This window comes from Wolbachia endosymbiont (group A) of Beris morrisii, assembly GCF_964028185.1.
In the GTDB taxonomy this organism is placed as follows: Bacteria; Pseudomonadota; Alphaproteobacteria; order Rickettsiales; family Anaplasmataceae; genus Wolbachia.
Genome location: NZ_OZ034760.1, coordinates 865,219 through 877,971, shown reverse-complemented (window position 1 = coordinate 877,971; position 12,753 = coordinate 865,219). Strand labels below are relative to the sequence as shown.

The 12,753-nt window shown below is 36.3% G+C and carries 14 protein-coding genes and 1 pseudogene; 7 read left to right on the top strand and 8 right to left on the bottom strand.

Going from position 1 to position 12,753, the window contains the following annotated elements; all coding sequences use genetic code 11:
* Window positions 1–43: 43 nt before the first annotated feature.
* A complete protein-coding gene (locus tag ABWU69_RS04475) occupies window positions 44–1,291 on the bottom strand; it encodes an iron-containing alcohol dehydrogenase (protein ID WP_353285003.1) in 1,248 nt (415 codons plus the stop codon).
* A 42-nt stretch (window positions 1,292–1,333) separates the two neighbouring features.
* On the opposite strand from ABWU69_RS04475, the gene dapE reads away from it, so the two are divergent.
* The gene (dapE, locus tag ABWU69_RS04470; protein ID WP_265034373.1) at window positions 1,334–2,530 is read left to right on the top strand and encodes a succinyl-diaminopimelate desuccinylase; all 1,197 of its coding nucleotides are present in this window, start codon (window positions 1,334–1,336) and stop codon (window positions 2,528–2,530) included.
* A gap of 557 nt (window positions 2,531–3,087) precedes the next feature.
* Window positions 3,088–3,291 carry a hypothetical protein gene (locus ABWU69_RS08065; protein WP_410541777.1) on the top strand — a complete coding sequence of 68 codons (204 nt, stop codon included), beginning with the start codon at window positions 3,088–3,090 and terminating at the stop codon, window positions 3,289–3,291.
* Here the strand turns inward: ABWU69_RS08065 and ABWU69_RS04460 are convergent.
* Genes ABWU69_RS04460 through pdhA form a run of 4 tightly spaced genes read right to left on the bottom strand, consistent with a single transcriptional unit; the run spans window position 3,234 to window position 5,458 of the window.
* Window positions 3,234–3,647, bottom strand: a complete 414-nt coding sequence (locus ABWU69_RS04460; protein ID WP_353284975.1) for a transposase — start codon at window positions 3,645–3,647, stop codon at window positions 3,234–3,236. The two genes, ABWU69_RS08065 and ABWU69_RS04460, sit on opposite strands and share 58 nt — an antisense overlap.
* Window positions 3,589–4,182, bottom strand: a complete 594-nt coding sequence (locus tag ABWU69_RS04455; protein WP_353284976.1) for a transposase — start codon at window positions 4,180–4,182, stop codon at window positions 3,589–3,591. Before ABWU69_RS04455 ends, ABWU69_RS04460 begins: the two co-directional genes overlap by 59 nt.
* Before the next feature lie 24 nt (window positions 4,183–4,206).
* A complete protein-coding gene (locus tag ABWU69_RS04450) occupies window positions 4,207–4,488 on the bottom strand; it encodes a hypothetical protein (RefSeq protein ID WP_353285001.1) in 282 nt (93 codons plus the stop codon).
* Window positions 4,478–5,458, bottom strand: a complete 981-nt coding sequence (pdhA, locus tag ABWU69_RS04445; RefSeq protein WP_265034370.1) for a pyruvate dehydrogenase (acetyl-transferring) E1 component subunit alpha — start codon at window positions 5,456–5,458, stop codon at window positions 4,478–4,480. The genes ABWU69_RS04450 and pdhA overlap by 11 nt, the downstream gene beginning before the upstream one ends.
* 65 nt (window positions 5,459–5,523) lie before the next feature.
* On the opposite strand from pdhA, the gene hemJ reads away from it, so the two are divergent.
* Together hemJ and ABWU69_RS04435 are read left to right on the top strand one after the other, a co-directional pair.
* A complete protein-coding gene (gene hemJ, locus ABWU69_RS04440) occupies window positions 5,524–5,952 on the top strand; it encodes a protoporphyrinogen oxidase HemJ (protein WP_265026302.1) in 429 nt (142 codons plus the stop codon).
* Between the two features lie 53 nt (window positions 5,953–6,005).
* On the top strand, window positions 6,006–6,335 hold the full coding sequence (locus tag ABWU69_RS04435; RefSeq protein WP_156518006.1) for a hypothetical protein: 330 nt from the start codon (window positions 6,006–6,008) through the stop codon (window positions 6,333–6,335).
* Window positions 6,336–6,566: 231 nt separating this feature from the next.
* Here the strand turns inward: ABWU69_RS04435 and ABWU69_RS04430 are convergent, their stop codons facing one another.
* On the bottom strand, window positions 6,567–6,980 hold the full coding sequence (locus ABWU69_RS04430) for a transposase (protein WP_353284975.1): 414 nt from the start codon (window positions 6,978–6,980) through the stop codon (window positions 6,567–6,569).
* Window positions 6,922–7,515 carry a transposase gene (locus ABWU69_RS04425; protein WP_353285000.1) on the bottom strand — a complete coding sequence of 198 codons (594 nt, stop codon included), beginning with the start codon at window positions 7,513–7,515 and terminating at the stop codon, window positions 6,922–6,924. Before ABWU69_RS04425 ends, ABWU69_RS04430 begins: the two co-directional genes overlap by 59 nt.
* A gap of 152 nt (window positions 7,516–7,667) precedes the next feature.
* On the opposite strand from ABWU69_RS04425, the pseudogene miaB reads away from it, so the two are divergent.
* Both miaB and ABWU69_RS04415 read left to right on the top strand, forming a co-directional pair.
* Window positions 7,668–8,983: pseudogene (gene miaB, locus ABWU69_RS04420) on the top strand (tRNA (N6-isopentenyl adenosine(37)-C2)-methylthiotransferase MiaB).
* The gene (locus ABWU69_RS04415; protein WP_341812853.1) at window positions 8,973–9,125 is read left to right on the top strand and encodes a hypothetical protein; all 153 of its coding nucleotides are present in this window, start codon (window positions 8,973–8,975) and stop codon (window positions 9,123–9,125) included. Before miaB ends, ABWU69_RS04415 begins: the two are co-directional and overlap by 11 nt.
* Window positions 9,126–9,132: 7 nt before the next feature.
* Here the strand turns inward: ABWU69_RS04415 and ABWU69_RS04410 are convergent, their stop codons facing one another.
* A complete protein-coding gene (locus ABWU69_RS04410; RefSeq protein WP_265034368.1) occupies window positions 9,133–9,273 on the bottom strand; it encodes a hypothetical protein in 141 nt (46 codons plus the stop codon).
* Window positions 9,274–9,449: 176 nt separating this feature from the next.
* On the opposite strand from ABWU69_RS04410, the gene ileS reads away from it, so the two are divergent.
* Window positions 9,450–12,719 carry an isoleucine--tRNA ligase gene (gene ileS / locus ABWU69_RS04405; RefSeq protein ID WP_265034367.1) on the top strand — a complete coding sequence of 1,090 codons (3,270 nt, stop codon included), beginning with the start codon at window positions 9,450–9,452 and terminating at the stop codon, window positions 12,717–12,719.
* Window positions 12,720–12,753: the final 34 nt, after the last annotated feature.

The following is a 12,753-nucleotide window of genomic DNA, read 5'->3' as shown; positions in this document are numbered from 1 at the left end:
TTGGCCTATGATCTCTTTAAATGACAGAATTTCACTACAAAACTTAACTTTCTTCTATGCAGTTAGCTAAGTCAAGAAAGGTGAATCTATCCCTTGTTGCAAACGCAAGATCGACCACTTTACAATATTGTTCTTTATTCCAACTGAGGTGCTCTGGTAAGTGTGGAATTGATAGATCTTCAAATATTTTTTGCAGGTGTTTTGCAGGTAGTAAATTTTGCTTAATTAAACTGGAAATATTATGCCATTCTTTACAAATAATCTCTTGGATTTTTTGCTGCATAATTTGCTTCTGTTCAAAAGTTCTTACAAATTCGATATTATCAAAGCACTGAGTTATATGTTTTACATCTAAAGTGGTCGGTTTGATAATCGGGTTTTGTATTGATAATATCTTTTCCTGCAAATTAGCCATGGTAATCGTCGTAACAGCAATTTTTTCGCCATGTAGTGAGGAATGATCTCTTGTTACCATTTCCATTGCGTGAGCTATCATATGCTCTCCTTGGCTTGCAGAATAGCTGCCTTTTGATATTACCATTCCAAGTCCTGAAATTAATAGAACTTTCATAAGTAATAGGACCACTTTTCTACTTCTTTTAGTAAGCGCCGTATACTCTCTTAGCAAAATTTGCTCCAAATCGCGAACAAGTGTAAAAGGTAATTCATTGTATTCTGTGCCAAGCAACAAATGAGATAGTAGCCAATCAGCCTGAACTGTTGAACGGCAAATGAAATCTGCAAATCCGCTTAATGTGAGGCGCAGTGGTGCATTGGTAAGTATGTCTATATCTATATATATCGCTCTTGGAAGATGTGCTTTGAACGATTTTTTATATCCATTTACTAATATTGAAGCATTTGCGGATGTATATCCATTCATGGAAGCGGCTGTTGGGAACGATATATAATCTTTTTTCTCGAGGTAGCTTGCATATTTGCAGATATCGTTAACGGTGCCGCTACCAAATGCAACTATTAAGTCATTATCTTTTGCTTTGTTTCTAACTAGATTTACGGTTTCAAGAGAGGCAGCTCTGCTTGGTGTCATCCGAGTAGCTGACATTGGGATGACAGGTGGAGTGGAGTTACCCGGAATAATTAAGTTAGGAATTTTATTAAATACGTTTTTGTTTAAAAGTTTTGCTGTATTTTCATCTGCAACTAGAAAGATGTCATTTCCGTGTCGTGTGCATATTTCATAGATATCATCAGCAAGGTGGTAATCTGTTATTACTTTTCTTAGAAAAGTTTGTTCGGTTTGATGTAATATTTGTTTTAAATAGTGCATAGAGTGTTTACAATATAGCAATATAATTATTTTAAGGTTGACATGAAAATTGACCCTGTAGAGCTAACTAAGAAATTGATCTCTTTTGAGAGTATAACACCAAGGGACGGCGGGGCAATAGAGTATATAGCAACAATCTTCAAGAAGAGTGGCTTTGATTGTGAAATTTTAGAGTTTGGTGATAAAGTTAAAAATCTTTATGCGAAATATATAAATGGAGTACCAAATTTGTGCTTTGCTGGGCATGTTGATGTTGTACCACCGGGTCAGTTAAAAGATTGGGCATTTGGTCCATTTAATCCAGAAGTGAGGGATGGTATATTATATGGAAGAGGGGCGGCTGATATGAAAAGCGGAGTAGCTGCGTTTATTGCTGCTATGGTAAATTTGATTGCAGAGAAGTTTCAATTCAATGGTTCAATAAGTGCATTGATTACCAGTGCTGAAGAAAGCACGGAAGAATATGGAACAAAGGCAGTTTTGGAATGGATGAAAAGTAAGCAAAAAAAGGTGGATTTCTGTGTGGTTGGCGAACCAACCAGTAGTGAGAAATTAGGTGATACCATAAAAATAGGCAGAAGAGGTTCTGTAACATTTGAATTAATTTGCCATGGAAAACAAGGGCACGTTGCCTACCCAGACCTAGCAGATAATCCAATATATAAGGTAATATCGATATTGAGTAAGGTAAAAAATACTACTTTTGATCATGGTAATAAATATTTTCAGCCTTCACATTGCGAAGTTACTACTATCGATGTTGGAAATAATACTAGCAATCTAATACCTGGTTCAGCAACTACACGTTTTAACATTCGATATAACAATACACAAACACCTGACAGCTTATATAAGCTGATTGATGAAATATGCTCCAGTGTAACTAACGATTATAAACTTTCTATGCATAGCAGCAGGGATGTTTTCCTCTCTACTCCCGATAGAAATACTGATATTATGCTTGATGCGATAAATAAAGTTACCAGTATTGATGCTGTGCTGAGCACAAGTGGTGGCACATCTGATGCTGCGTTTATCAAAGATGTTTGTCCAGTGATTGAATTTGGTATAATCAACAAAACCGCACATCAGACAAATGAATGCGTATTAGTAGACGATATACACAAGTTAACAGCTATATATAAGGAATTTATAGAAAATTATTTCAATCCCACTAATAAAATATTGAATCAGGTCAACGTAGTTAGTAATATATCTAGTGGTCCATTGTTAGCTTAGATCTCTTGCATAACTGTTGTTTGAGTAACAACTAGTATCATTCCAGCAAAAACCATGAGAGCTATAAAAACTTGCTTGATACCCTCCGCCAGCCCCCTTATCATGAAACTGAAGCTATTGTATTTGCTTTCGCCAATCTGCAGATTAAAAGGTAAGGATTACTTAATGTATCGGCGTCTTATGTTCAATTTTTTGCAGTATATAGATACTGTATGTCTTTACAAAACTTCATCTACATCTAGATTTTTATCTAAATAAGCTGAACGCGCTTATAAAGCGTTACAAGACATCAAAAAATGCCAATACTCGACAGAGATAGTAAAAGACTAGCTAACTCGGGGATTCTTTGTCTTTTTTTCTGCTTAGTAAATTTCTTAAACATTTGCAGCGTAGGTTAGTTGCAATTAAAAGCAGCTGAATCTCGCTTGTCAAGCGTTTAAAACATAAAAAACGCCAATATTTTAAAGCGGATAATAACCTCAGGGCTTCTTTTGCCTTTTTTTTCGTTTGGTAAATTTCTTAAATATTTATAGCTAACATGAAGCTAAGTACGAACTTTGTTAAACACAACAAATGGTGTCATCCAAGTAGCTGACACTGGGATCCAGCCTTTATTATGCAGCCACTTGGTTGAAATTAAGTCTTCTGGATCCCAGTGGGCTTTGTTGCATAGCACCTTAAGCAGTGATGGTTTACGACAAATTTATGTAATGATTTCAAATTTAGCCATACCAATATCAGTGAATTTGTTGAGCAAATAGCACTTAATTAGTAATTCTTTTTCACGATTTACTTCAGATTTATTCCTAAAGCTAAATCCAAATACTTGCTTCAACCTTGAGAAAAATCCTTCTATGTAAGATCTCTTTCCATAAATTGCTTCCTTTTTCCACTCTTTTACACCATCTTGTCCATATAATTTTATTAACCTAATAGCAGCATTTCTGTCAGACATATAATCTATTTTTGAATGTTCTGCTGCATCCTTTTTTGGTAGAACTTTTGTCTTTATATCGTATTTCTTACACAATTTATAAAGTTTGTGCCTATCGTATGCCCTATCTGCATATAATTTTGTGCTGAAAATTAACTTCTTCAAGCAAATCGCAAGCTCCATAGTGGTCAGAGTAGACGCCATTACTGTATCTTGCAGCTATAGCTTTTTTACTATTCACACTTAACATAACATGTAACTTTCTTACTTGCTCGTAGCTTCGGTACTTTCTATCTGCACTGTTTTCCTTACTGTGGCCAGGAGTGTTACTGTAAATGCTGATACTTGTGCTATCTATGATAATTTCAATATTTTCCATGTTGCTTTTATCAACCCTGCAATCATTTATCTTAATATTAAGTTTTTTAAACCTTCTTGATGCTTGTGAATAGCTGATAACTGCCAATTTTTTTCCTATTTGTTGCAGATATCCTTTTATAAACCCCACCGTTTGTCTTAAACCAATTCTAAAAAGATTGACAATTATATGCACCAAAATTACGACTTTATCACTGTAAATATAGTTGCCGCCCTGCATTTTTGGACTATTTTCATACCAATTTTCGATAGCTTCATCGATGTAACGAAAAATATTTCCCCTTTTTTCAAGGAATTTGTTATATTCGTTTTGGTTACTGACTTTCATTTTCTGTGGCATATTTTTTCTTCAACAGTTAAATGGTTATTTATAATGAATTTTGTCAGTAGCCACCAGATTTTTTCGGTTGCTATGCAACAAAGCCATCCCAGTGTCAAGCACTGGGATGACATCATAGGGGCGCTGGGATGACAGGGGGGGGAGGCTACTTGGATGACACCATTCTTTTTCCTGGATCCAAGTAGTCTGGGCACTGGGATGACAAAAAAAGGAGGGCACTTGGATGATGGGAGAAGGAGCTACTTGGATGACATCGTTTACTATTACAATGTTCGTACAGTTCTGGATAAAAAAATTAGCTAACAAATTTATAAACATCAGTATATAACTCATCAACGCTTGGTTCTTTACTATTTTTGGCAAAATCTTCCGACTTTTTTACTAAATCACGTACTTCCTTATCAATTACTTTACATTCTTCTTCTGAAGCAATTTTATTATCTATCATGTACTTCTTTAAAGTGCTTATAGGGTCATGATTTTGCTTCATATCTTCAACTTCTTCTTTTAAGCGATAAGTAGCAGGATCTGACATCGAATGGCCGCGATATCGATATGTCTTCATTTCAAGCAGGATAGGCCCTTTTCCGCTGCGTGTGTGTTCCGCTGCTTCGCTTGTAGCCGCATAAACAGAGAAAAAATCCATTCCATCAACTTGTTTTCCAGAAATACCAAAACTTTCTCCTCTTTTATATAACTCTGTTACTAAAGTTGATCTTTGCACAGAAGTTCCCATTGCGTATTCGTTATTTTCTATGATGTAAACCACAGGCAACTTCCACAAAGCTGCCATATTAAATGATTCATATACTTGTCCTTGATTTGCAGCACCGTCACCAAAATACGTGAATACCACGTTATCTTTTTTCTTATATTTATTAGCAAATGCTATTCCTGTGCCAATTGGAACTTGTGCTCCCACTATTCCATGTCCACCGAAGAATTTTTTTTCAACGTCAAATACGTGCATCGAACCACCTTTACCTTTCGAGCATCCTGTTTCTTTGCCAGTGAGTTCTGCCATTACAACATTTGGATCAGAATCACATGCGAGCATTAAGCCATGGTCTCTATAACTTGTGATAAAAGCGTCACCTGATTTTGATGCAGCTTGAGTTCCAACTGCAACTGCTTCTTGCCCTATTGATAGGTGACAGAATCCGCCTATTAATCCCATTCCATATAATTGTCCTGCTTTTTCTTCAAATCTGCGTATGAGTAGCATTTTCCTGTAGAATCCAATTATCTGTTCTTTAGTGAAATTTTCTGCTTTCATATCGATTTCTTTTTCATTAAACTAAAATAATATCAGAAATTTTTAACATTTTGTAATAAATCTCAATGGATTACTACCACTGGCTTGAAGCTTTTCACATTATCTCCGTCATTATGTGGATGGCAGGTATGCTTTATTTACCCAGGCTTTATGTCTACCACGCAACTGTAAAACCGGGATCGGAAAATGATAGCTTGCTTCAAACAATGGAAAAGAGGCTACTTAGATATATCATAAACCCTGCAATGCTTTTCTCACTTGGTTTGGGAATGACATTAATGATTATAAGAGAAGCATATCGTGAAGGGTGGTTTCATGTGAAAGCACTAGCATTATTTTTTATGTTTGCTATTCATGGACTGCTTGCAAAATACAGAAAAGATTTTGCAATGGGTTCAAATGAAAAAAAACACGTTTATTTTCGTGTTTTAAATGAAGCAGTTACAGTATTGATAATAGTTATAGTTATTATGGTTGTTGTAAAACCTTTTTGACTGACCTTACCAAAAAAAAGCAGAAAGCTCGTATCTGTTCAGATGCATGGCTAATGTACAATACTGAAATAAAAATTCCAGTGCTCCCTTTCTTGTCATCCCAGTGCTTGACACTGGGATCCAGCTTTCTTTACAAATTCACCAAAAGTGCTTCATTCTATAACGCAAAACCCATACTCACCAAACTCAATGCATTACTTGCAATTAAGTTTCCTGGATGCCAGTGTCAAGCTACTCGGATGACACCATTCTTTTTCCTGGATCCCAGTGTCAAGCACTGGGATGACAAGAAGAGGGCACTGCCCTCTTGGATGGAAGCCAGTGTTAGCTACTTTCATGACACCCTGACAACCGTCATCCCGCTACTTGTTAGCGGGATCTAGAGATACCGTGATGGTATGACGTAGGGGTTGCCGAGAACTTGTCATCCCAGTGCTTGACACTGGGACCCAGTTTTTCGTATAACTTTATCTATGTGAAGTTTGCAGCAAAAATGATGTTATGCAAGTAGGTAATACAGGGCTAATTTTCATTGTATAATCAGCTAGTAAGTTTTCTGGATCCCAGTGGGCTTTGTTGCATAGCACCTTAAGCAGTGATGGTTTACGACAAATTTATGTAATGATTTCAAATTTAGCCATACCAATATCAGTGAATTTGTTGAGCAAATAGCACTTAATTAGTAATTCTTTTTCACGATTTACTTCAGATTTATTCCTAAAGCTAAATCCAAATACTTGCTTCAACCTTGAGAAAAATCCTTCTATGTAAGATCTCTTTCCATAAATTGCTTCCTTTTTCCACTCTTTTACACCATCTTGTCCATATAATTTTATTAACCTAATAGCAGCATTTCTGTCAGACATATAATCTATTTTTGAATGTTCTGCTGCATCCTTTTTTGGTAGAACTTTTGTCTTTATATCGTATTTCTTACACAATTTATAAAGTTTGTGCCTATCGTATGCCCTATCTGCATATAATTTTGTGCTGAAAATTAACTTCTTCAAGCAAATCGCAAGCTCCATAGTGGTCAGAGTAGACGCCATTACTGTATCTTGCAGCTATAGCTTTTTTACTATTCACACTTAACATAACATGTAACTTTCTTACTTGCTCGTAGCTTCGGTACTTTCTATCTGCACTGTTTTCCTTACTGTGGCCAGGAGTGTTACTGTAAATGCTGATACTTGTGCTATCTATGATAATTTCAATATTTTCCATGTTGCTTTTATCAACCCTGCAATCATTTATCTTAATATTAAGTTTTTTAAACCTTCTTGATGCTTGTGAATAGCTGATAACTGCCAAATTTTTTCCTATTTGTTGCAGATATCCTTTTATAAACCCCACCGTTTGTCTTAAACCAATTCTAAAAAGATTGACAATTATATGCACCAAAATTACGACTTTATCACTGTAAATATAGTTGCCGCCCTGCATTTTTGGACTATTTTCATACCAATTTTCGATAGCTTCATCGATGTAACGAAAAATATTTCCCCTTTTTTCAAGGAATTTGTTATATTCGTTTTGGTTACTGACTTTCATTTTCTGTGGCATATTTTTTCTTCAACAGTTAAATGGTTATTTATAATGAATTTTGTCAGTAGCCACCAGATTTTTTCGGTTGCTATGCAACAAAGCCATCCCAGTGTCAAGCACTGGGATGACAATGGTGTATGGTGAGTGATAGTGAATGAAATTAAGTAAACATGAAAGGCTTATATATTAAAACTTACGGCTGTCAGATGAACGTTTATGACTCCGTTTTAATGGAGAATATAGTTAAGCCTCTAGGGTTCAACGTTGTTAGTGATGCAGAAAAGCTGATTTGGTGATATTGAATACTTGCCATATTAGAGAGAAGGCAGCAGAAAAGCTTTACTCAGAGCTTGGAAGGATTCATTCATCAAGAAAAGAAATGACTATAGTGGTGGCTGGATGTGTAGCGCAAGCAGAGGGAGAAGAAGTGTTCAGAAGAGCCCCATTTGTGGATATTGTTGTTGGTCCGCAAAGCATTGCCGCTTTACCAGAACTGATAGTCAAAGCAAGCAGAAGTAAAGGTCATGTAATAAATACTGATTTTCCGGAAGTTGCAAAGTTTGATAAATTGCCAGATGAATGTTACGGCAATAGCCAAGGATCTTCTGCGTTTCTTTCCATACAAGAAGGTTGTGATAAGTTTTGTACATTTTGTGTAGTGCCCTACACTCGTGGAGCTGAGTACTCACGACCAGTAAATGAAATATTTCGCGAAGTATTGAAATTAGTTGCAAATGGGGCAAATGAGATCAATTTGCTTGGTCAGAACGTCAATGCTTACCATGGGGAATGCGAAGGGGAAGTGTGGGATTTAGGAAAATTAATTAGTCATATTGCTAAAATTGAAAAGCTAGAGAGGATTCGTTATACAACTTCTCATCCAAGAGATATGCATGAATCTCTCTACTTGGCACATGCGGAAGAGCCAAAACTCATGCCGTTTGTTCACCTGCCTGTGCAGTCAGGTTCGAATAAAATATTGCGCGTGATGAACAGGAAACACACTGCAGAGGAGTATTTGGAAATAATAGACAGATTTCGCAAATTGAAACCTGAAATCGAATTTTCTTCTGATTTTATCGTTGGTTTTCCTGGAGAAACCGAAAAAGATTTTGAAGAAACTATGAAATTAGTAGAAAAAGTTAGATATGCTCAGGCTTATAGTTTTAAATACAGCCCAAGACCAGGCACACCAGGAGCAGAAAGAAAAGATCAAGTGCCAGAAGAGGTTAAAACAGAACGCCTTCTTCGTTTACAGAAATTAATTAGTAAGCAACAACTTGAGTTTAACCAGAGTATGGTAGGCAAAACTATACCTGCTTTGTTCAGTGATAAAAAAGGCAAACACCAAAACCAAATTATTGGTAAAAGCCCATATATGCAATCAGTATGCATTGATGATCCTGAAGGGAAGTATAGAGATAAAATAGTAAATGTGAAGGTATTGGAAGCTCGGCAGAATAGTTTATTAGGATGTGGGCTTTAAAAATAGACTTGTTGGGCATCTATCACAACTGTACGAACATTGTAATATGGTACAATGTTACAACGATGTCATTCCAGTGCTTGACACTGGAATCCAGAAAAGTTTGCTTGTGAGCAAGCAAACCAGCATGGAAAGTAGCTGATCTTATACTAAATGAATGTTTTTGATGAGGTTGCATAGAAGCTGGATCCCAGTGTCTGAGCACTGGGATGACAAAAAAAGGAGCACTGGAATGACACCTTCATAAGGGAACCAGTGTCAGCTACTTGAATGACACCATATGGGTGCAATCTTTCTACACTCCCTCTTTTGTCATCCCAGTGCCTTGACTACTTGGATTCAGAACATACTAAATTATAAAAATTTATCATTTAGTATGAAGAATACTATATAGGAGTAAATGTGTTTCTTTTTGAATTTGTAATTTTTCAGAAAGCCCTATATTCTTTAGTTTTACATAGCGAACATGAAGTCAAAGCATTATCCTGATACAGTAAGTAGTCCTGATTTTTCGTCGTTAGAAAAAGAAATCATAAAATTTTGGCAGGAAAACAAAGTTTTTGAGCGGTCAGTTGAGGAACGTTCCAAGGATAATTGTTTTGTCTTTTACGATGGGCCTCCGTTTGCAAATGGACTTCCCCATTATGGGCATTTACTCACTGGTTTCATCAAAGACGCATTTGCAAGATATCAAACTATGCTGCAAAAAAGGGTCGAACGTAGATTTGGCTGGGATTGCCATGGATTGCCGGCTGAGATGGGTGCGGAAAAGGAACTTGGAATATCTGGTAGAACTGAAATAGAAAAATTCGGCATTGAAAAATTCAATAACCATTGTCGTACTTCTGTAATGAAATTTTCATCAGAATGGGAAAAGTATGTAAATAGGCAAGCAAGGTGGGTAGACTTTCACAATGACTATAAGACTATGGATAAATCATTTATGGAGTCGGTCATGTGGGCATTTAAACAGCTTTATGATAAGGGTCTGGTGTATGAATCAGTGCGCGTTGTTCCATATAGCTGGGCGTGCGAAACTCCATTATCCAATTTTGAAACAAGGCTTGATAACGCATATAGAGAAAAGACTAGCAAAGCTGTAACTGTTGCATTTGAGCTTTTAGAAAACCCACAGCAGTTTAAAAATGTATGTAAATTACTTGCTTGGACTACAACTCCTTGGACGTTGCCGAGCAACTTGGCTTTGGCGATAGGGAAAGATATTGAGTATTGTGCAGTATTAGTCAATGGTGAAATCCACATCTTCGCTGAAAGCTACCTAGAGAAATTTATCAGCCACTCTGAACAAAACAATATTCCATATGAAAACTGCAATATAAAACTTAAAGCGAATGATCTTGTAGGTCTTTCTTATAAACCACTATTTGATTACTTTAAAGATACGAAAAATGCATTCCGCGTTTTCATCGCTGATTATGTTACAGGAGAAGATGGTACTGGCGTTGTGCATACTGCTCCTGGATTTGGTGAGGAAGATTTTTACCTTTGCCAAAGCCATGATATTCCAGTTATTTGTCCAATTGATAACAGTGGAAAATTTACTGCTGAAGTTTCAGATTTGGCAGGGGTTCATGTTTTTGATGCCAGTGATACAGTAATAAAAAAATTGAAAGGGCAGGGGAGTTGGTTTAAGACTGAGCAATATATTCACAATTATCCACACTGCTGGAGAACTGACACTCCTTTGATCTATCGCACTATGCCTTCTTGGTACGTTGCCGTGACAAAGTTCAAAAGCAGAATGGTAGAGCTAAATAAGAGAGTTAATTGGATACCAAACCACATTAGAGATGGTCAATTTGGAAAATGGCTTGAAGGGGCACACGATTGGTCAATTTCACGCAATCGATTCTGGGGTACGCCAATCCCTGTATGGAAATCAGATGATACAAAATATCCAAGGGTAGATGTATATGGTTCAATAGAAGAACTGGAGAGAGATTTTAATGTTAAAATAGACGACTTGCACAGACCATTTATCGATACTTTAACAAGACCAAATCCTGATGACCCAACAGGAAAATCGATTATGCGTCGTGTGCCTGACGTATTTGACTGTTGGTTTGAATCTGGCTCGATGCCATTTGCACAAGTCCACTATCCGTTTGAAAATAAAGAGTGGTTTGAAAATAATTTTCCCGCAGATTTTATAACTGAATATATTGCACAAACCAGAGGGTGGTTTTACACACTTTTTGTGCTCTCTACTGCTTTGTTTGACAGTGAACCCTTTAAGAACTGCATATGTCACGGCGTTGTTTTGGATGTAAAGGGACATAAACTGTCCAAACGCTTGAACAATTATGCAGATCCAATGGAGGTTTTTGATAGATACGGTTCTGATGCACTGCGTTTTCTTATGCTTTCTGGATCTATTGTTTGTGGTGGTAATTTGCTACTCGATAAAGAAGGAAACTCAATACGAGATGTTCTGAAAAATGTAATAAAACCTATTTGGAACAGTTATCACTTTTTTACTATGTATGCAAATGCAGATGGAATTAAAGTTGAAGTTTGTAAGGATTATCACAGTACTATTGATTGCTACATGATTTCCAAATGTTTTGAAGCTGTAGAAAGTATCCAAGCTTCTATGAACAGCTATAACTCCCAAGAGGCTTGCAAAATTTTGATGAACTTTTTTGAAGTGCTGAATAATTGGTATATTCGTCGCAGTCGCGAGCGTTTTTGGAAAAGTGATTTGGATCAGGATAAAACTGATGCTTATAATGTTCTATATACGGTTTTTTATTACATACTAAGAGCTGCAGCTCCTTTATTGCCACTTATAACAGAGACTATATGGCAAGGGCTTAAGTATAAAGAAACATCTGTTCATTTGGCTGATTTTCCACAATTAGAGAAGTTTGATAGTCAGCTCATTGCCAAGATGGATTTGGTGAGAGAGATATGCAACTCTGCGCTCTCTATTAGAAACACTTTTAACATACGTATCAGACAACCACTTAGTAGTATGACGATTTATCATCAGTCTTCCTGCAGTTTCCTTGACGATACACAACCCTCTGTCATTCCAGAGCTCTCTCCCGTCATCCAAGTAGCTGACACTGGGATCCAGAAAGAAAAGAAATGGTTAAGTGCTGGAATGACACCAAGCATGAATGAATATCAAGAGATGATAAAAGACGAGGTAAATGTAAAAGAATTAGAAATAGTAGGTGAGTTGAAAGAAGTTGCATCACTAGAACTGAAACTAAATTTTCCTATGCTTGGAAAGAGAGTTCCAGGCAAAATTAAGAAACTAGTTCAATATGTCAAAGAGGGAAAATGGAAGCAAGTTGAAAATGAGCAAGTTTTTTTAGGTAATGAGTCAGAAAATTACATCATAGAAAAAGGCGAATATGAACTATTGTTAAAAGCAAATAGTGGATATTCTGCTGTGTTTGATAACAACAAAGGAGTTGTCATTCTAAATACTGAACTAAATGATGAATTAATTCTAGAAGGGTTAGCGAGAGATGTCGTGAGGCTCATTCAAGAAACCAGAAAACAAGCTGACTTTCATATATCAGATAGAATTAAAGTAATAATCAAAACAGAAGATGAGAAAATCAAGGAAGCAATAAATACGTGGAGTGAGTACATAAAAGAGCAGACTCTTGCCTTATCTTTAGAAATTAATACAGAAATTGGAACCAACTTCTATTCTAAGAAATACCAAGATTTAGTTGTTAGTGTTTGGTTAAATTGTTAATAGTTGAAAATTGTCAGTGTTTGTGCTATACTTA

What these genes read in the sequence shown, in the direction of transcription:
- ABWU69_RS04475 (WP_353285003.1), bottom strand. Translation starts at nt 1,291, where the DNA reads ATGCACTATTTAAAACAAATATTACATCAAACCGAACAAACTTTTCTA.
- dapE (WP_265034373.1), top strand. Translation starts at nt 1,334, where the DNA reads ATGAAAATTGACCCTGTAGAGCTAACTAAGAAATTGATCTCTTTTGAG.
- ABWU69_RS04460 (WP_353284975.1), bottom strand. Translation starts at nt 3,647, where the DNA reads ATGGAGCTTGCGATTTGCTTGAAGAAGTTAATTTTCAGCACAAAATTA.
- ABWU69_RS04455 (WP_353284976.1), bottom strand. Translation starts at nt 4,182, where the DNA reads ATGCCACAGAAAATGAAAGTCAGTAACCAAAACGAATATAACAAATTC.
- pdhA (WP_265034370.1), bottom strand. Translation starts at nt 5,458, where the DNA reads ATGAAAGCAGAAAATTTCACTAAAGAACAGATAATTGGATTCTACAGG.
- hemJ (WP_265026302.1), top strand. Translation starts at nt 5,524, where the DNA reads ATGGATTACTACCACTGGCTTGAAGCTTTTCACATTATCTCCGTCATT.
- ABWU69_RS04435 (WP_156518006.1), top strand. Translation starts at nt 6,006, where the DNA reads ATGTACAATACTGAAATAAAAATTCCAGTGCTCCCTTTCTTGTCATCC.
- ABWU69_RS04430 (WP_353284975.1), bottom strand. Translation starts at nt 6,980, where the DNA reads ATGGAGCTTGCGATTTGCTTGAAGAAGTTAATTTTCAGCACAAAATTA.
- ABWU69_RS04425 (WP_353285000.1), bottom strand. Translation starts at nt 7,515, where the DNA reads ATGCCACAGAAAATGAAAGTCAGTAACCAAAACGAATATAACAAATTC.
- ileS (WP_265034367.1), top strand. Translation starts at nt 9,450, where the DNA reads ATGAAGTCAAAGCATTATCCTGATACAGTAAGTAGTCCTGATTTTTCG.